This window comes from Azoarcus sp. KH32C (genome assembly GCF_000349945.1).
Taxonomy (GTDB): Bacteria; Pseudomonadota; Gammaproteobacteria; order Burkholderiales; family Rhodocyclaceae; genus Aromatoleum.
Genome location: NC_020548.1, coordinates 80,393 through 97,546, shown reverse-complemented (window position 1 = coordinate 97,546; position 17,154 = coordinate 80,393). Strand labels below are relative to the sequence as shown.

Genomic DNA, 17,154 nt, shown 5'->3' with positions numbered 1-17,154 from the left:
CGTCACACCTCGCTGGCCGCGGCCGCCTGGTTGCCGGAAATCTGCTGCAGGTCTTCGACGATCTGGCGTTGCGACATGATGCTGAGGTCGATGATTTCGCGCGCCTGGGCGACGTAGTAGGCGAGCTGGTCGTCGCTGCGTGCCATGGACTTGTCGAGGGCGCCTTCGATGCGCTGCAGCGTCCCCATCAGCTTGTCGTTCGATTCGCTGAAAAGCTGCACGGCGAGCCCGAAGGCTTCGCTCAGGCTCGCGACCTCGACGGCGCCGCCGGTGATCTGGCCGGCCACGTCGGCGATCCGCGCGGACTCGGCGTCGATGCTTGCCGTGAAGCGCTTGCCGGTGTGTTCGAGCATTGTCGTCGAGGAGGCCACGAGCGCATCGATCGCCGTGCGCTGTTCGGTGGAGGCGTGATTGATGGCGTCGAGCAGCGAGCCCAGCGTCTCCATGATGCGGCTGCGTTCGGCGAGGAGCTCGTTATCGCGGGCGATGCTGGCGGAGAGTTCGTGCCGCAGCTGGCCGATGACTTCGGCGGCGGCGCGTGGGGCCTCCGCGGCGGTCTCCATAAGGCGCGCGACTTCGTCGATGGTGTTCGTGGCCTGCGCCTGGGCAGACGCGGCGATGTCGCGGGCGGTCTCGCCGAGCGTCCTGGTGATCTGTTCCTGTTGGGCGAGTGTGTGTGCGCCGGCTTGTTGCCATTCCTGCTGCAGCGATGCGGCCATTGCTTCCAGCATCCGGGCGAGGGCGGTCTGGCGCGCTTCGTCCTTGGCCGCCAGGTCCGCCTGCAGACGGGCAGCCGTTTCGCTGACCGTGGCGAGCAGGGTCGCCGAGCGTTCCGCGAAGGTCGCGGTGAAGGCGTCCTGCGATCTGTGCATCGCGGCGGTGAGGGCTTCGCTCGTACTTTCGTGCTTGGCGAGCGCCGCGGACCAGGTGTTCGTTACGGTGCCGACGGCCGTGTCGAAACGGGCCGCAACGCCGTCGAGTTGGGTTTCGACGGTGTCGGCGAGTCTGGCGTGCAGCGCACTCGTCTCCTGCGCCATCGCCGTCGTCGTGGCCGAGAGATCCGCGCGGAGCCCCGCATGCGCGCCTTCGACCGAGGCGAGCAGGGCAGCCGAACGCTGCTCGAAGGTGTCGGTGTAGGCCGCGAGCGCGCCCTGCAACTGCCGGTTGAGGTTCTCGCCGGTGCGTTCGTGACTGGCGAGCGCGGCTGTCCAGGTGTCCGACACCTTGGTGACGCTGGTGTCGAAGCGTTCCGAGATGCCCGCGAGCTGTGTCTGGACGGCCTCGGCGACACGTTCCTGCAGCGCGGACGTCTCGCGCGCGATGCCCGCCATCGTTTCCGTCACGACAGGCTGGATCGTCTCGCCGGCCAGGCGGGCGCTTTCGGTCAGGCTCGTCTTCAGGGACTTGTCGACGGAACCCGCGAGCTCCGAGTACATCCCCTTGGCTTCGCGGTAGAAGCGCTCCTGTTCGGCGACCAGGCGCTCGTTCAGCTCGCGGCTTTGGCGGTCCATCTGCGCCATCATGGCCTGCAGCGTACCGACCATCTCGGGCAGCGCCGTGGCCTGCAACTGCAGCGCCTTGTAGGTCTCCTGGCGCTGATGGACGAGCGAGAAGCCGCGGAGTGCGGTCGCGACCTTGGTGTCCAGCAATTGCGCCGTCTGCAGCCGTTCGCGCCGGCACAGCGCCGAGATGAGGCCCAGCATCGCGGACGCCGCGACGCCCGCGACCGAGGTACCGAAGGCGACCCCGAGGCCCTTGACCGGCGCGGCCAGCGCCGCGCGGATGGTGTGCAGGTCGGTGGTGCTTTCCAGCGCGAGGACCGCGCCGTTGAGGGTCACGACCATGCCGAGGAAGGTGCCCAGCATGCCGAGCAGCACCAGCAGTCCGACGAGATAGGGCGTGACCGCCGGGCCGGGCAGGCCGGCGCGCTCGCCTTCGATGCGCAGGCGCACCGGGTTCTGTAGCGAAGCGGGGAGTTTGGCCAGCCATTCGCCCGGGTGCGACAGATCTTCCGGAATCGACTTCAGGGCTTGGGCGAGTGCGTCGGTAGCCCGATGAAAGCGCAGCATCTCGACGGAGCCCGTCACGTAGACGGCGGCGATGATCATGGTCATCGTCAGCGGAAGCAGGCCGGAGCCGATGTAGCCAGCCCCCACCCAGCAAACGGCGGCCAAGCCGATGAGGAAGGCCGCCACGCAGATTTTTCGGTTCATTGCTTGCTCGTTACCTCAGTGTCGAAGGCAGCGATCAGTCCTGCGACCGGCTGCAATCGAAGATCCAGTTCCGCCTGCAGCACGGCCTGCATGTCCGTGCAGAACGTTGCGAGCCATCGGCCCGGCTGCATCCATTGCATCGGGTCGTCTGCCGTTTGCGCTTCCGCCCGAGTCGCCTGGTGCGACTGGTACAGGTGCTCGAAGCGCTTTCCCAGCAGCGTCGGCACCGTCGCCAGCAGACTGCGCTCGCGAACTTCCAGCGCCTTGTCCAGCACGGCATCGAGGGCCGCGAGCCGCTTGAGCTTGGCCGACTGCCTGGCCATTGCGTTGCGTACCGTTGCCCGCAGGGAGCCGATATTCGCGCTCATGTCCCGCTGGTGCGCGAGATAGTAGCGATGGTAGGGCGCGAAGTCGGCCGCGCTTTCGACGGAGTCGTTCGGGGTCGGGATGGGGAGTTCGATGCGCGCTTTGCCGGGTCGGGACACGCCGTCCATGAGGATCGAATCCAGCAGGGCGGCCCGCACTCGGGTGAGTTGGTTCCGGACGAGGGCCCGGCCCGCGGGCGCGACCGCCGAGGAAGGCTCCAGGTCGCCCGCGCCGGCGTTCAGCGCGGAGTACAGCGAGAGCGCATCGGTGAAGTCCAGCCACTGGCCGAGTCTTTCGGCGAAGGACTGCTTCGACTCGGGCACGTCCGCGACCGACAGGTCGGTCAGCGCACGAACCAGCCGGGAACTATTGAAGTGCGAACGCGGCAAACCTTGCGCCATGACCAAATCGACGCCCGATCGGCGAAAAAGGGTCAAGGCTACTACAAAGCGGCCGCGAGGTCAGCGGGGCGAGGTCTTGCCCGGCTGGAGGATGGCCTTGCCCCATCTTTAATATTCTTAATTCGGACCCCGCAGGTTTGCTGCTAGATTACGCGCGCTGTCTTGCGCGCCGAAACTTGGCCGGATTCCGATATATGATCAAAGACTTGCTGTTCTTCCCGCGCCAAGTGGTCGACGCCGGCGGCAATCGCTGGGATTGGGCCCTGCTGCCCCTCGTGCTCGCCGCGCTGGTGCTGGTGGCGTACGGCGCCCAACAGATGGCCCGCCCCTACCAGCTCGGCGAGGCGATCCCTCTCAGCCTGGCTCCCTCGGTCTTGCCCTACTACCTGCTGCGCACGACGCTGCGGATGTTCATCGCACTCGCGGCCTCCATGGTTTTCAGCTGTGTCTTCGCCGCGCTCGCCTCGAAGTATCGCGCGGCGGAAAAGGTGCTGGTGCCCCTGCTCGACATCCTGCAGTCGATCCCGGTACTCGGCTTCCTCTCGATCACCGTCACCGGCTTTATCGCGCTCTTCCCGGGCAACCTGCTGGGCGTCGAATGCGCGGCAATCTTCGCCATCTTCACCTCCCAGGCCTGGAACATGGCCTTCTCCGCCTACCAGGGTTTTCGGACGGTACCGGCGGAGCTGTCGGAGGCGGCTCGCGTATTCCAGCTGTCTCCCTGGCAACGCTTCTGGCGGCTGGAGCTGCCCTATGCAATGCCAGGCCTGCTCTGGAACATGATGATGTCGATGTCGGGGGGCTGGTTCTTCGTCGTGGCGTCCGAGGCGATCTCGGTATCCAACCAGAGCATCAAACTGCCGGGCATCGGGTCCTATATCGCGCTTGCAATCGAAGCCCGCGACCTTCATGCCATCGCCTGGGCCATCGGCGCGATGCTGGTGGGCGTGTTGCTCTACGACCAGCTGTTTTTCCGCCCCTTGCTCGCCTGGGCCGACAAGTTCCGTTTCGAGGAAACGGGGGGCGACTCCGCCCAGGACTCGTGGCTGCTCACCTGGCTGCGCCGCACGGAGCGCACCCAGGGCATCGTGAAGCTGTTCGTCGCGTTGCTGGAGCGTTCGCTGACCGTTTTCCGCATGGGCCATGACGGTACGTCGATCCGCGCGAGGCCGCGCCCGGCGAACATGGTGCCCGAACGCATCTGGGATGCGGTGATCGCAGCCGCCGTCTTTTACGCCGTCTGGTCGCTGTTGCGCTTCATCCACACCGAAGTGGGCTGGGGCGAAGCCGGGCACGTCTTCGTTCTCGGCCTCTATACGATGATGCGGGTGGTCGTGCTGATGTTGATCGCGGCCCTCGTCTGGGTGCCGATCGGGATCCGGATCGGTCTCAATCCGCGCCTCGCGGAGCGCGTCCAGGCGGTCGCGCAATTCCTTGCTGCCTTCCCCGCCAACCTGATGTTCCCGGTCGCCGTGCTGGGGATCGTGCACTTCAAACTGAATCCCGACGTCTGGCTGTCGCCGCTGATGGTCCTCGGTACCCAGTGGTATCTGCTGTTCAACGTGATCGCCGGGGCATCGACCATCCCCACTGAACTGCGCTACGCCGCGCAGAATTTCAGCCTGACGGGCTGGCTCAAGTGGCGCCGATACCTGCTGCCTGCGATCTTCCCCAGTTTCGTCACGGGCGCCATCACCGCGAGCGGCGGGTCCTGGAACGCCAGCATCGTTGCCGAGTACGTCACCTGGGGCGACACGACGCTGAAAGCCCACGGCCTCGGCAGCTACATCGCGGAAATGACGGCGACGGGCGACTTTCCGCGCATTGCCCTGGGTATCGGTGTGATGTGCATATTCGTCATGGCCTTCAACCACTTCGTCTGGCGCCGGCTTTATCGCATGGCCGAGGATCGTTTGCATTTCTGAGGAACGCCGGTGAGCACCCCGATCATTGAACTCAAATCCGTCGGCAAGTCCTTCCGGTCGACCGATGGAACGGCCCGTGCAGTGCTCGAAGGGGTGGACTTCACGCTGCGGGAAGGCGAGATCGTGGCACTGCTGGGCCAGTCCGGATCGGGCAAGTCCACGCTGCTGCGGATCATGGCCGGCCTCATCAGCGCCGATGGAGGCGAGGTGCTGTACCGGGGCTTGCCGCTCCATGGGCCCGCCCGAGGCGTAAGCATGGTGTTCCAGTCCTTCGCCCTGTTCCCGTGGCTGACCGTACAGAAGAACGTCGAACTGGGCCTTGAAGCGCGCGGGATGGGGCCCGAAGAGCGTTCGCGCCGCGCACAGGCAGCCATCGAGCTGATCGGCCTGTCCGGCTTCGAGGGCGCGTTGCCGCGGGAACTCTCGGGCGGCATGCGCCAGCGGGTGGGCATCGCTCGCGCGCTCGTGCTGGAACCGGAAGTGCTGCTGATGGACGAGGCCTTTTCGGCCCTCGACGTACTGACCGGCGAGCGCCTGCGGGAGGACATCCTGGGCTTGTGGGAAAGCGGCGAGATGCCGACCAAGGCGATCCTGGTCGTCTCCCACAACATCGAGGAGGCCGTCACCATGGCCGACCGCGTGCTGATCTTCGGCAGCAATCCGGGGCGCGTGCGGGCCGAGTTGGCGGTCAGTCTGGAGCGTCCCAGAGACGTGGCCAGCCCTGACCTGCGGGCCCTGGTCGACGAAGTCTATGGGCTCATGACGGCACGGCCGGCCCGGACCGGGAAACCTGCGGAAAGGGAAACGCCCTTGGGTATCGGCGACCGGCTGCCCGTGGCCGACGTGGCCCGCATCGAAGGACTGCTTGAGCTGCTGGCCGACGAGCCGTTTCACGGCCGTGCGGACCTCCCGCAGCTCGCCGAAGAGGCCGAACTTACCGACGATGAACTTCTGGAGGCGAGCCATGCCTTGGCGCTGCTCGGTTTTGCGCACTTGGCCCACGGCGACATCACGATCACTTCCTTGGGTGAGCATTACATCGGCGGCACGAAGACCTTGCGGCAGGAGCTCTTCGGACAGCAGCTCCTTTCGCATGTCCCGCTCATCGCCTACATCCGCCACGGCCTGGAGCAGGATGCGAGCGGCGACCTGCCACAGGACCTGTTCCTCAAGCTCTTACGCTACACCCTGGATGAAGCAGAAGCCGAGCGTGCCCTGCGGGTGGCGATCGAATGGGGGCGCTACGGCGAGGTCTTCGAGTACAACTACAATACCGGCGTCATTCATCTCCCTGAGGGCGAAGCGGCCGGCAGCGTCGTGACCTAGCCGGCGGGCATCACATCGCCGGCCGCTTTGCCGAGAGCTTCTGCACGGCCTCCAGCGCCTTCGCGACATTGTCCTGCGGGGCGAGGCCGCCGATGGTCGCGGCGATCTTTCCGTCCGGCGTCACGATGAAGGTGGTGCGCTCGACGAAGCCGTGATCGACGGCCACGCCCCGGCTATCCTTGATCGAAACCGGGATCTTTACGATGCGCAAGTCGTAGGACTTGGCAATGCGGCCGTCCGCGTCGGATGCGACCGGTACCTTGCCGCCGCAGTATTGCGGATCGGCCGAAAATGCGTTGAGGCGGGAGATGTCGTCGAGCGACACGCCGATGACGGTCGCGCCGGCCGCGACGAACTTGTCGTGGTGGACCGCGAATTCATGCGCCTGGATGTTGCATCCCTCGGTGAAGGCGGCCGGGTAGAAGTACACGACCACCGGGCCTTTCTTCAGCGCCTCCTTCAGCGAAAAGTCGAAGGCGTTGCCGGCGAGAGAGGCCTGGGCGCGGAAGTCCGGCGCGCTGTCGCCCTCCTTGAGCGCCGCCATGGCGGGGATTGCAATGGCCCCCGCCAGGAGGCAAGCAATCAGGAAGCGGATCATCTGGAAACCTCGGTGAATGGCACGCCCTTGGGACTGCGCGCCGATCCTCAGGTTCCGGTCAGTCCGGCATCCTCCGACGACGAGAGCTCGATCGCCATCCAGTCCATCCCGCCGCGGCCTTTTGCGAGGGCCGTCAGCAGCCGGGCGTGGAGCAGGTCCGCCAGGGGCATCGGGACCTGGGCGTCTTCGGCGACGTTGCGTACGAGGCGCATGTCCTTCATGCCCAGTTCGAGCTTGAAACCGGGCGGTTCGTAGCTGCGTTGCGCGAGCATGCGGCCATAGTTCTGGTAGATCGGGCAGTTGAAAATGGTCTCGCCGAAGAAGCTGACGAGGACTTCGCGGTCGACGCCGTTCTTTTCTGCGAGCGCGAGCGCCTCGGAGAGCGCTTCGATGGCGGAGAAGATCAGGAAATTGCCCGAGAGTTTGACGACATTCGCGGCGCCGGGATCGGTGCCGAAATCGTGGATCTTCTGGCCGAGCGCGGCGAGCACGGGCTGCGCGCGCTCCTTCGCGTCGTCGGAGCCGGACTGGCAGATCCAGAGCTTCCGTGCCGCCGCCGCTTCCGGGCGGCCGAAGACCGGCGCGGCGAGAAGCTTGCTCCCAAGCTTGGCGTGCTCGATTGCCAGACGCCGCGAAGTCTCCGCCGAGACCGTGCTCATCGAGATATGCATGCCGCCGGCGCCGAGGCGCGCCGCAAAGCCGTCTTCTCCGAGGGTGACGGCTTCGAGTGCCGCGTCGTTGGCGAGCATCGTGACGACGATGCCGCCGGGCTCGACGGCGTCGGCGGGCGACGCGGCGATTCGGACGCCTTCGGCGGCGAACGCCTCGGCCGGGCCGCGGCTGCGGTTGTAGATCGTGACCGCGAATCCGGCGGCGATCAGGTTGCGGGCCATGGGGGCACCCATGGCGCCGAGGCCGATGAAAGCAACTGTGGGCTTCTTCATTCGTGCGCCTTCCTATTCAGATTGAAGCGGTACACATGCCGGATATCGTCACGGCATTCCCGTGATTCCGACCGGCAATCGCCGACGCAGTTTCCTCGGTCTCAAGCCGCGCGTAGTGTCGAAGTACCGACCGCGGCCGGCAGGTCGTCCTCGACGTAGGCGCGCACGATGCTGACGAAGTCCGGATCGCCCGCGAGCCCCAGCTGCCCGGCCCGCGCAGTATCCCAGGCGCCCGGCCAGCTGCCGACGATGCGCTGGATCGTCGCGTCGGGCTGCCAGCGGATGCGGGCGACGGCTTCGGGGCCGGCCACGGTTTCGAGGGCCGCCACCATCTCGGAGACGCTCACCGAAATCCCGGGCAGGTTGATGATGCGGCGGTCGCCGAGCGCGTCGGCCGAGAGGTCGTGGCCGGCGATCAGGCACTCGATCGCGCGCCGCGGCGACAGCAGCCACAGCCGCGTGTCTGCCGTGACGGGGCAGATCGCTTCTTCTCCGGAAAGCGGCTCGCGGATGATGCCGCTCGCGAAGCTCGACGCCGCCTGGTTCGGCTTGCCGGGCCGCACGCTGATGGTCGGCAGGCGCAGCACGCGGCCGTCGACGAAGCCGCGGCGGCTGTAGTCGCTCAGCAGCAGCTCGCCGATCGCCTTCTGCACGCCGTAGGACGAGCGCGGGTCGAGTGCGGTGTCGTCGCGGACGACAGCCGGCAGCGCACCGCCATAGACCGCGACCGAGCTCGTGAAGATCACCTTGGGCCGCTGCCCGAGCCCGCGGCAGGTCTCCAGCAGCGCGCGGGACGCATCGAGATTGATGCGCATCCCGAGGTCGAAGGACGCTTCCGCCTGGCCGCTGACGACGGCTGCGAGATGGAAGACGGCAGTGGTGTCGCGGTCGATCGCGCGGGCCAGCACGTTCGGGTCGGAGATGTCGCCGGTGACGACGCTGATCCTGGGGTCGGAGACGTCCTGCGGTGCGACGACGTCCAGCAACACAATCTCGCGAATGGCCTGTTCCCGGCCTTCGGCGCCGACGAGGGTGCCACGCTGCAGCAGTCGACGGGCCAGGCGCTGGCCCAGGAATCCGGCCCCGCCGGTTATCACGACTTTCATCTTGGTGTCCTTGTCAGAGTGCGATCGTCTTGAGCCAGCCCAGGCCGTCTTCGGTCTTCCCGCGCGGCCGGTATTCGCAACCGACCCAGCCGGCGTAACCGAGCTCGTCGAGCAGACGGAACAGATAGGTGTAATTGACTTCGCCATCGTCGGGCTCGTGGCGCTCGGGCACGCTCGCGATCTGCACGTGGCCGATATCGGCGAAGTACTTGCGGAAGGTCGTCGCGAGATCGCCCTCGACGATCTGCGCGTGATAGAAGTCCATCTGCACCTTCAGGTTCGGCTCGCCGACCGCTTCGCGAATCGCATGCGCCTCGGCCTGGCTGTTGAGGAAGTAGCCGGGCATGTCGCGCGGATTGATCGGTTCGATCAGCAGCGTGCGGCCGTGGGCCGCGAGTTCGCGTGCGGCGTAGCGCAGGTTGGCGATGAAGGTCTCGCGGAAGGCAATGCGATCGGCGCCCGCCGGGACGAGTCCCGCCATCGCATGCAGGCACGGCGTGCCCTGCGCCAGCGCATAGCGCAGGGCGGTGGCGACGCTCGCACGGAATTCCTCTTCGCGGCCGGGCAGGGCTGCGATGCCGCGTTCGCCGGCCGCCCAGTCGCCGGGTGGCAGGTTGAAGAGGGCGTTCGCGAGGCCATTTTCGCGCAGCCAGACGGCGACCTCGGCCGGTGCGTGGTCGTAAGGGAACAGAAACTCGACGCCCTTGAAGCCCGCTTTCGCCGCGCGCGCGAAGCGCTCGGGGAAGGGGACTTCGGTGAACATCATCGTCAGGTTGGCGGCAAATCGGGGCATAGGGATCCTCGGTTCAAAGGTCGAGCCCGAAGGTCGACTTCAGTTCTTCGATCTGTGCGGCATCCAGCGGCCGCGTCGGGATGTTGCGGAGGAGGAGAAAAAGCTTGGCGGTCTCCTCCAGTTCTTCGGTGGCGTAAAGGGCCGCTTCGAGCGAGCGCCCGGAGACGACCGGGCCGTGGTTGGCGAGCAGCACCGCGCTGTGCCTGCCCGCGAGTCCGCGAATCGCATCGCCGAGCGCCGGGTCGCCGGGGCGGTGGTAGGGAATCAGCGGCAGGCGGCCGATCTTCATCACGTAGTAGGCGGTGAGCGGCGGCAGGCAGTCCGCGTGGTCCAGGCCGCACATGCAGGAGACGGCCGCGGAGTGCGTGCTGTGCAGATGCACGATGGCGCCGGCGCCCTGGCGCTCCTCGTACATCGCGCGATGGAGGAAGGCTTCCTTCGACGGCGCATCGCCGCTCACGACGCGGCCGTTCCAGTCGAGCTTCGCCAGCCGGGCGGGATCGAGGCGGCCGAGGCAGGCGTTGGTCGGCGTCAGTAGCCAGCCGTCGTCGAGCCGCACGCTGATGTTGCCGCTGCTGCCGGCCGTCAGGCCGCGGTCGAAGAGCGAGCGGCCGACTTCGACGATCTCCTCGCGCAGGCGGTTCTCGTCGCGGTGGATGGAGATCGCGGCGCTCATTGCAGGGCGTTCCAGGCCTTGAGGAAGAAGTCGGGGCTGCCGAAGTTGCCGGACTTGAGCGCCAGCGCGAGGGGCGGCTTCGTGTCGTCGTGGATCGCGACCGTCCAGGGCACGCCCGGATCGATCTCCGGCCCGATGCGCAGGCCGCTGACGCCGAGCGCCTTCACGACTGCACCCGACGTCTCGCCGCCGGCGACGATCATCTGCCCCACGCCCAGGTCGACGAGACCGGTCGCGATGCGTGCCAACGTGTCTTCGACCAGACTGCCCGCGCGTTCCACGCCCAGTGCCTCCTGGATCTCGCGCACCGCTTCGGGGGCGGCGGTCGCATAGACGAGCACGGGTTCGCGGCGAATGCGGTCGGTCGCCCACGCGAGTGCTTCGCCGGCGACGTCCTCGCCGCGCGCGAGTCGGATCGGATCGACGTTGAAGGCCGGATGACGCGCGCTCATCGCCGCTACCTGGCCAAGGGTCGCGATCGAACAACTGCCGGCGACGACCGCTCGCAGGCCACCGGTTGCCGGAAGCGCGGCCGATTCGACCGGCGCGAGCAAACCGCGTCGGCGGAAGTTCTCCGGCAGGCCCAGCGCGATGCCCGATCCACCGGTGACGAGCGGCAGGTCCGTGCAGGCGGCGCCGATCGCGAGCAGATCCTGGTCGGCGAGGGCGTCGACGACCGCGAAGGCGTGCCCGCTACGACGCAGTTCGTCGAAGCGCGCCACGATCGCCTCCGCGCCGCGGCTCACCGTCGCCTGTGCGGCCAATCCGACCCGGCCCTTCACCTGCTGCTGCAGCACGCGCACGAGGTTCGCATCCGTCATCGGCGTCAGCGGATGACGGCGCATCCCCGAATCCGACAGCAGCTGTTCGCCGACGAAGAGATGACCCTGGTAGATCGTTCGGCCATTCGCCGGGAAGGCCGGGCAGGCGATCGTGAAATCGGTGCCGAGCGCGGCCATCAAGGCTTCGGCGACGGGGCCGATGTTCCCCTGCGGGGTCGAGTCGAAGGTCGAGCAGTACTTGAAGAAGAACTGCCGGCAACCGGCGGCGCGCAGTGCGGCGAGGGCGGCGAGCGAGTCGGCGACCGCCTCGTCCACCGGACAGGTGCGCGACTTCAGCGCGATCACAACGGCGTCGACATCCTCAGGCAGCGGGCCCTGCGGCACCCCGATCATCTGGACGGTGCGCATGCCGGCCTTGACCAGCATGCCCGCGAGGTCCGTGCCGCCGGTGAAGTCGTCCGCGATGCATCCAAGCAGGACGGCCATTTCAGTGCTCCTTGGCGGCCGGCAATTCGATGCCGGGGAAAATCTTCACCACCGCCGAGTCGTCCTCACCGCCATGCCCGCCCGCCGAGGCCTGCAGGAACATCTGGTGCGCGGTCGCCGACAGCGGCAGCGGGAAGAAGCTCTTCTTCGCGTAGTCGAGGACGATGCCGAGATCCTTCACGAAGATATTCACCGCCGACAGCGGCGTGTAGTCGCCCGCGAGGATGTGCGGCACGCGGTTCTGGAACATCCACGAGCTGCCGGCGCTGTTCGTGATGACTTCGTACAGCGCCTGCGGATCGCAGCCCGCCTTGAGGCCCAGCGCCATCGCCTCCGCGGCGGCGGCGATATGCACGCCGGCGAGGAGCTGGTTGATCATCTTGACCTTGGAGCCCTGTCCAGGCTTGTCGCCCAGGCGGTAGAGATTCGCGCAGATCGCCTGGAAGAGCGCCTCGCAGCGTTCGAAGGCGGCCGGCGCGCCCGCGGCCATCACCGACATCTGGCCGCTTGCGGCCTTTGCTGCGCCGCCGGAGACCGGTGCGTCGATGAACTGCAGGCCCATCGCACCGAGCCGTTCGCCGAGGGCTTCGGCGAACTCGGGCGAGACCGTCACGCTCGCGATCACGACGGATCCCGGGGCGAGACGCGCCGCCGCGCCGTTCTCGCCGAAGAGCACGTCCTCGGTCTGCTGCGCATTGACGACCAGGATCAGCATCGCATCGACCGTGGCTGCCAGCGCCGCCGGCGTCGCAGCGGGGTGGCCGCCCGCGTCGGCGATCTTCTGCAGTGCCTCGGCGCGGACGTCGAAGGCGTGGACTTCGAAGCCGTTGCGCAGCAGGGACTGGGCGACGCCCATCCCCATGGCGCCCAGGCCGATGACGCCGACCCTGCGAATTGTCTGATTCATTCTTGCTGCTCCTATGGTTTCAAATCAGCGATTCACGAGCCGCGCCGGCACGTTCAGCACCGTGATCGCACCGGCCACGAGAACGCCGGCCAGCACGTACATGCCGATGTCGGTGCTCTGCGTGAGGTCCTTCAGCCAGCCGATCAGGAAGGGGCTCGCAAAACCGGAGAGGTTGCCGACCGAGTTGATCGCCGCGATACCGGCCGCGGCGCCCACGCCGCCGAGGAAGGCGGTCGGCAGGCTCCAGAACAGCGGCGCCGAGGTGATCACGCCGGCCGCGGCGAGCGACAGGAAGGCGATCGCGACGTTGGTCTGGCCGCTGGCGAGCGTGCTGCCGACCAGGCCGACCGCGCCGAGCAGCATGGGAATGGCCAGGTGCCAGCGGCGCTCGCGGTGCTTGTCCGAGCTGCGGCCGAAAAGAATCATCGCGACGACGGCGGTCGAGAACGGAATCGCGGTGAAGAGGCCGACGTTGAGCACGCCCTTCACGCCCGCCGCCTTGATCAGCGACGGCATCCAGAAGGTGAGGCCGTACTGCCCCATCACGCAGCAGAAGTAGATGAAGGCCATCAGCCACACGCGGCGGTCGGCGAACACGGCGCGCAGCGAATGGTGCTGCGCCTTGCCGTGCGCATCGCGCGACACGTTGTGCTCGAGCACGCGCTTCTCGTTTTCGCTCAGCCATTTCGCGGAGCGGATGCCGTTGTCGAGGTAGAGCAAGACGGCAACGCCGAGGAGGATCGCCGGGACGGCCTCGATCACGAACATCCACTGCCAGCCGCTCAGGCCGTTGGTACCCGCAAACGACTCCATGATCCAGCCCGAGAGCGGTCCGCCGACGACGCCCGACAGCGGAATCGCCGTCATGAAGGTCGCGATGATGCGTGCGCGGCGTTCGGCCGGATACCAGTAGGTGAGGTAGAGGATGATGCCGGGGAAGAAGCCCGCCTCCGCAGCCCCGAGCAGGAATCGCATGAAGTAGAACATCTCGGGCGTGCGGACGAAGGTGAAGGCGCCCGAGATCAGGCCCCACGTGATCATGATGCGGGCGATCCAGACCCGTGCGCCGACGCGGTGGAGGATGATGTTGCTCGGGACCTCGAACAGGAAATAGCCGAAGAAGAAGATCCCGGCGCCCAGGCCGTACACGGTTTCGCTGAATTGCAGGTCGCTCAGCATCTGCAGCTTCGCGAAGCCGACGTTGACCCGGTCCAGGTAGGCGACGACGTAGCACAGCATCAGGAAGGGCAGCAGGCGCCAGGTCACCTTGCGATAGATCGAAATCTCGTCGTCGGCGGATGCGGTTGGCAGGACATCGACCGCATCCACGGCCGCCTGCATGGCGGAATTGCTCATCGCGTTGTCTCCTCTTATGTGTGGAATGGACCGCCTTCAGCCTTGTTTCCCGCTCGCCCGTTCCGGGTCTTAGTTGTCACAAAGCTGTATTAAAGCTGTCTGTTTGCAGGTTATAAAACGATCCCATGGAAGTCAAGATTGAATTTATCGATGCAAGTTGTAGAGTTGTCGTACAGCTTTGGGATTGGAGAAGAGGCAATGGACGGCAATTTCCCTGCGACGCGCCCCGGCGTTCGCGATGCGGGCGGATTTGCGACAGGTAGTCTTGCCTCGCGCGTCGCGGAGCGGCTGCTGACCAAGATTCGTGAAGACGACCTGCCGCCCGGTACGCGGCTGCCTTCCGAGCAGGCGATGGCGCAGCATTTCGGCGTCAGCCGCACGGTCATCCGCGAGGCGATCGCGATCCTGAAGGCCGATGGATTGCTGGAAACCCGCAAGGGCAGCGGCGCCTTCGTCTGCAACGCCGACGCTGCGCAGACCTTCGGCGGCGATCGCCTGACCGACGAGTCCATCCAGGCGCTCCTCAACCTGATCGAAGTGCGGCGCGGTGTCGAAGCCGAAACCGCAGCGCTCGCCGCCGTGCGCCGCAGCCCCGGTCAGCTCGCCGAAATCGAATACGCGCTACGCCGCATCGCCGAGGCCGTCGCCTCCGGCTCGGACGGCGTCGAGGAGGACGCGCGCTTCCACCGCACGATCGCCGCGGCGACCGGCAATCCCTACTGGGTGCGCTTCATCGAGATGTTCGCTCAGCCGATCCGCTCGGCCGTGAAGGTGACACGCGCCAACGAGGCGCGGCGCGAGGATTTCGCCCGCCAGGTCATGTCCGAACACGAAAAGATCGTCGCCGCGATTGCCGCCAGCGACCCCGATGCCGCCCGCGCGGCGGCAGCCGAACACATGGAGCACGCCGCGCAACGCGTGCGTGCCGCCGACCGCGATTTCTGGCGCGGGGAGGGCGGTCAGTACGCACGGAATCTGGCGGAGGATTCGGGACCGGACGGCGGACGCGACGCGCCCTGACGCCACCCGCCTCGTCGGGCGCGTCGCTTGCCCAATCCTTTTGCAAGAGGGGATCATTCGGAATCTCTTGCACCCTTTTTCACCTACGAACGAGGCATCTTCGGTGGAGCATTCCTCAACGCTGAGCGCCGAACTCGCGAAGGCTCTCAAGACCGCGAGCGGCATCGACTTTTCCGGCGCCGAGCTTCGCGCCATCGGTGGGGGCTGCATCCATCGCGCCCTCGAAGTCAGGGCCGGCGGCGGCCGCTACTTCCTCAAGCTGAACGATGCGAGCACGCTGCCGATGTTCGAGGCCGAAGTCGACGGCCTGACCGCGCTCGGTGCCTGTGATGCCTTCCGCGTGCCGCGCTCCCTGGCTTGGGGCGCCACCGAAGACGAAGCCTTCCTGCTGCTCGAGCACATCGAAATGCGCCCGCTTGCCGACGCCGGCGATGGGCAGCGCTTCGCCGAAGCCTTGGTGGAACTGCATCGCGACAGCGGCGAGCACTTCGGCTGGACCCGCGACAACTTCATCGGCGCCAACCCGCAAAGCAATACGCAGGACGACGGCTGGGCCCACTTCTTCGTGAACCACCGGCTGATCCCGCAACTGAAAATGGCCCGTGCCACGGGCTACGCCGGCGCCATCGGACGCGAAGCTGACCACCTGCTCGAACGCGTCCCGGCCCTGTTCCTCGACTACCGTCCGCGCCCGAGCCTGCTTCATGGCGACCTGTGGAACGGCAATGCCGCGATGGACGTCCAGGGCCGCCCCGTGATCTTCGATCCCGCCGTCTACCGCGGCGACCGCGACGCCGACCTCGCGATGAGCGAACTCTTCGGCGGCTTCCCGTCGGCCTTCTACGCCACCTACCGCACCGCCTGGCCGCTCGCGGAAGGCTACGAGCAGCGCAAGACGCTCTACAACCTCTACCACGTCTTGAACCACCTCAACCTCTTCGGCCGCGGGTATCTCGGGCAGGCAGAGCGGATGATTCGGGCCTTGTATTTCGAGTTGCGGCGGTGAGGCGGGGCGCGGGTTTTACTCGCGCGCCGAGAATTGCAGTGTCATTATTGACCGATTCCCGCCAGTATACGGGCGCGGGCCAACAAACCGTTTTCGAGAAGCAGCCTGCGCATGTTCTTTGCCAGCCAGCCGTCCAACTGCACATCATCTGCCCAGGCGAAGCCATCGATTTCCGGCACCCTTTTGCCCGTTGCATAGTGATCGAAGTAGCTGGTGCACCTGCACTGGTCCGGGCGAGTCTCGGCAGAGGAAGTGCGAACGGTGAAAAGGTGCAGGTCCTTCCCGCGGTAGTAGGCGTGGCGACCCAGGTCGACGAGCTGCTCAGGACCGAACATGAGCCCGAATTCCTCCCGGGCCTCCCTCAGCGCGCAATTGGCCGGATCCTCTGCCTCTTCGATGAGCCCCTTGGGTAGGTCCCAATGGCGACTCCCCGTCGAATGACCGACAAGAAGTTCGCCTAGTTCGTTGATGACCAGGAGACCGCAGGAAAGTTGAGTGGCTGTCATGACGATTGGCGCAGACCAGACTATTGTGCGCTCCGATGCCCATCCGAGATGGTATACGCGGACAGGCGTGACCGCTTCGCGTTGTGGATGGCGTTCAGCAATCCGTTTGCTATTTGATGCAATGGCACGTATTGTGCACTGCAGCGATTTCTGGCGGCAGCGAAGATCTCTTCGCTCATCTTTCCGCAATTAATTCCCACGGCTTCAAGACCTTGGCCAAAGGCCAGCGGGTGAGTTTCAACATCACTAGCGGTCCCAAGGGCAAGCAAGCGAGCAGTATCCAGATCGCCTGATTCCCGCGGCGCTCTCTCTGGCGGCGGCATTTGCTGCCGGGCCAGGGCCAGCCATTTCCGAGCCACAAGGAGCACGCGATGAACAACGCCATTCAGCGAACCGAACTCAAAACCTTTTACTACACGCCCGTGCACTGTCCCTTCTGCGGCACCCGCGTCATGGGCGCCGACCCAACGGACGAGACACGCATCACGGCCTGTCCCCACACCCTGTTCATCGCCCATGACACGGCTTTCGAATACCGTTCGGAGCGCCTCGACGAAAACCTCAAGCTCATTGGTCTGAGCGACAAGGAAGTCGAGGAACGTTGGCAGGGAGAAGAAGGCGGGGTTGACGGGTTCACCAACCAGGTCACCGTGACCGATTCGATCAAGGTTGCCGCCTACGCGCCTGCTCCCTCCGCCTATGGTTCGTACTACGGCTTCGCTCCGACAGAATGATCCGTTGAA

General features: G+C 66.2%; 16 protein-coding genes and 1 pseudogene. 6 read left to right on the top strand and 11 right to left on the bottom strand.

Annotation, left to right across the window (positions count from 1 at the left end):
* Positions 1 to 2: 2 nt before the first annotated feature.
* Positions 3 to 2,213: a DUF802 domain-containing protein gene (locus AZKH_RS23275; protein ID WP_015451746.1), complete on the bottom strand. Its 2,211-nt coding sequence runs from the start codon at positions 2,211 to 2,213 to the stop codon at positions 3 to 5.
* Entirely contained in the window at positions 2,210 to 2,980 is a 771-nt protein-coding gene (locus AZKH_RS23270) for a DUF3348 domain-containing protein (protein WP_015451745.1), read from the bottom strand. The genes AZKH_RS23275 and AZKH_RS23270 overlap by 4 nt, the downstream gene beginning before the upstream one ends.
* Positions 2,981 to 3,174: 194 nt before the next feature.
* Between AZKH_RS23270 and AZKH_RS23265 the strand changes: the two genes are divergently transcribed.
* Both AZKH_RS23265 and AZKH_RS23260 read left to right on the top strand, forming a co-directional pair.
* Positions 3,175 to 4,905 (top strand): ABC transporter permease subunit, encoded by a 1,731-nt coding sequence (locus tag AZKH_RS23265; RefSeq protein ID WP_015451744.1) that lies wholly within the window; start codon positions 3,175 to 3,177, stop codon positions 4,903 to 4,905.
* A gap of 9 nt (positions 4,906 to 4,914) precedes the next feature.
* Complete coding sequence (locus AZKH_RS23260; RefSeq protein WP_015451743.1) at positions 4,915 to 6,231, top strand: nitrate/sulfonate/bicarbonate ABC transporter ATP-binding protein; 1,317 nt, start codon at positions 4,915 to 4,917, stop codon at positions 6,229 to 6,231.
* Positions 6,232 to 6,241: 10 nt separating this feature from the next.
* On the opposite strand, the gene AZKH_RS23255 is transcribed toward AZKH_RS23260, so the two are convergent.
* From AZKH_RS23255 to AZKH_RS23220, 8 genes are all read right to left on the bottom strand, one after another.
* Positions 6,242 to 6,829, bottom strand: a complete 588-nt coding sequence (locus tag AZKH_RS23255; RefSeq protein WP_015451742.1) for a peroxiredoxin — start codon at positions 6,827 to 6,829, stop codon at positions 6,242 to 6,244.
* A 47-nt stretch (positions 6,830 to 6,876) separates the two neighbouring features.
* Entirely contained in the window at positions 6,877 to 7,773 is an 897-nt protein-coding gene (locus AZKH_RS23250) for an NAD(P)-dependent oxidoreductase (RefSeq protein WP_015451741.1), read from the bottom strand.
* Positions 7,774 to 7,874: 101 nt separating this feature from the next.
* The gene (denD, locus tag AZKH_RS23245; protein WP_015451740.1) at positions 7,875 to 8,879 is read right to left on the bottom strand and encodes a D-erythronate dehydrogenase; all 1,005 of its coding nucleotides are present in this window, start codon (positions 8,877 to 8,879) and stop codon (positions 7,875 to 7,877) included.
* Positions 8,880 to 8,892: 13 nt separating this feature from the next.
* Positions 8,893 to 9,672 carry a 2-oxo-tetronate isomerase gene (otnI, locus tag AZKH_RS23240; RefSeq protein WP_015451739.1) on the bottom strand — a complete coding sequence of 260 codons (780 nt, stop codon included), beginning with the start codon at positions 9,670 to 9,672 and terminating at the stop codon, positions 8,893 to 8,895.
* Positions 9,673 to 9,685: 13 nt separating this feature from the next.
* Complete coding sequence (gene otnC / locus AZKH_RS23235; RefSeq protein ID WP_015451738.1) at positions 9,686 to 10,348, bottom strand: 3-oxo-tetronate 4-phosphate decarboxylase; 663 nt, start codon at positions 10,346 to 10,348, stop codon at positions 9,686 to 9,688.
* On the bottom strand, positions 10,345 to 11,616 hold the full coding sequence (gene otnK / locus AZKH_RS23230) for a 3-oxo-tetronate kinase (protein ID WP_015451737.1): 1,272 nt from the start codon (positions 11,614 to 11,616) through the stop codon (positions 10,345 to 10,347). The genes otnC and otnK overlap by 4 nt, the downstream gene beginning before the upstream one ends.
* 1 nt (position 11,617) lies before the next feature.
* On the bottom strand, positions 11,618 to 12,523 hold the full coding sequence (gene ltnD / locus AZKH_RS23225; protein ID WP_015451736.1) for an L-threonate dehydrogenase: 906 nt from the start codon (positions 12,521 to 12,523) through the stop codon (positions 11,618 to 11,620).
* A gap of 24 nt (positions 12,524 to 12,547) precedes the next feature.
* Positions 12,548 to 13,879, bottom strand: a complete 1,332-nt coding sequence (locus tag AZKH_RS23220; RefSeq protein ID WP_015451735.1) for an MFS transporter — start codon at positions 13,877 to 13,879, stop codon at positions 12,548 to 12,550.
* A 198-nt stretch (positions 13,880 to 14,077) separates the two neighbouring features.
* Between AZKH_RS23220 and AZKH_RS23215 the strand changes: the two genes are divergently transcribed.
* Together AZKH_RS23215 and AZKH_RS23210 are read left to right on the top strand one after the other, a co-directional pair.
* Complete coding sequence (locus tag AZKH_RS23215) at positions 14,078 to 14,899, top strand: FadR/GntR family transcriptional regulator (RefSeq protein ID WP_015451734.1); 822 nt, start codon at positions 14,078 to 14,080, stop codon at positions 14,897 to 14,899.
* A gap of 103 nt (positions 14,900 to 15,002) precedes the next feature.
* Positions 15,003 to 15,905 (top strand): fructosamine kinase family protein, encoded by a 903-nt coding sequence (locus AZKH_RS23210; protein ID WP_015451733.1) that lies wholly within the window; start codon positions 15,003 to 15,005, stop codon positions 15,903 to 15,905.
* Between the two features lie 44 nt (positions 15,906 to 15,949).
* On the opposite strand, the gene AZKH_RS23205 is transcribed toward AZKH_RS23210, so the two are convergent.
* On the bottom strand, positions 15,950 to 16,411 hold the full coding sequence (locus AZKH_RS23205) for an NUDIX hydrolase (protein WP_015451732.1): 462 nt from the start codon (positions 16,409 to 16,411) through the stop codon (positions 15,950 to 15,952).
* Positions 16,412 to 16,566: 155 nt separating this feature from the next.
* Between AZKH_RS23205 and AZKH_RS27035 the strand changes: the two are divergent.
* Positions 16,567 to 16,704: pseudogene (locus AZKH_RS27035) on the top strand (cold-shock protein); the annotation flags it as partial.
* Positions 16,705 to 16,782: 78 nt separating this feature from the next.
* Positions 16,783 to 17,145 carry a hypothetical protein gene (locus AZKH_RS23200; protein WP_015451731.1) on the top strand — a complete coding sequence of 121 codons (363 nt, stop codon included), beginning with the start codon at positions 16,783 to 16,785 and terminating at the stop codon, positions 17,143 to 17,145.
* Positions 17,146 to 17,154 lie beyond the last annotated feature (9 nt).

Bases quoted from the DNA above. Each gene is read 5' to 3' on its own strand.
- otnI (WP_015451739.1), bottom strand. From the start codon at position 9,672: ATGCCCCGATTTGCCGCCAACCTGACGATGATGTTCACCGAAGTCCCC.
- AZKH_RS23265 (WP_015451744.1), top strand. From the start codon at position 3,175: ATGATCAAAGACTTGCTGTTCTTCCCGCGCCAAGTGGTCGACGCCGGC.
- otnK (WP_015451737.1), bottom strand. From the start codon at position 11,616: ATGGCCGTCCTGCTTGGATGCATCGCGGACGACTTCACCGGCGGCACG.
- ltnD (WP_015451736.1), bottom strand. From the start codon at position 12,523: ATGAATCAGACAATTCGCAGGGTCGGCGTCATCGGCCTGGGCGCCATG.
- AZKH_RS23270 (WP_015451745.1), bottom strand. From the start codon at position 2,980: ATGGCGCAAGGTTTGCCGCGTTCGCACTTCAATAGTTCCCGGCTGGTT.
- AZKH_RS23200 (WP_015451731.1), top strand. From the start codon at position 16,783: ATGAACAACGCCATTCAGCGAACCGAACTCAAAACCTTTTACTACACG.
- AZKH_RS23275 (WP_015451746.1), bottom strand. From the start codon at position 2,213: ATGAACCGAAAAATCTGCGTGGCGGCCTTCCTCATCGGCTTGGCCGCC.
- AZKH_RS23205 (WP_015451732.1), bottom strand. From the start codon at position 16,411: ATGACAGCCACTCAACTTTCCTGCGGTCTCCTGGTCATCAACGAACTA.
- otnC (WP_015451738.1), bottom strand. From the start codon at position 10,348: ATGAGCGCCGCGATCTCCATCCACCGCGACGAGAACCGCCTGCGCGAG.
- AZKH_RS23215 (WP_015451734.1), top strand. From the start codon at position 14,078: ATGGACGGCAATTTCCCTGCGACGCGCCCCGGCGTTCGCGATGCGGGC.
- AZKH_RS23250 (WP_015451741.1), bottom strand. From the start codon at position 7,773: ATGAAGAAGCCCACAGTTGCTTTCATCGGCCTCGGCGCCATGGGTGCC.
- AZKH_RS23220 (WP_015451735.1), bottom strand. From the start codon at position 13,879: ATGAGCAATTCCGCCATGCAGGCGGCCGTGGATGCGGTCGATGTCCTG.
- denD (WP_015451740.1), bottom strand. From the start codon at position 8,879: ATGAAAGTCGTGATAACCGGCGGGGCCGGATTCCTGGGCCAGCGCCTG.
- AZKH_RS23255 (WP_015451742.1), bottom strand. From the start codon at position 6,829: ATGATCCGCTTCCTGATTGCTTGCCTCCTGGCGGGGGCCATTGCAATC.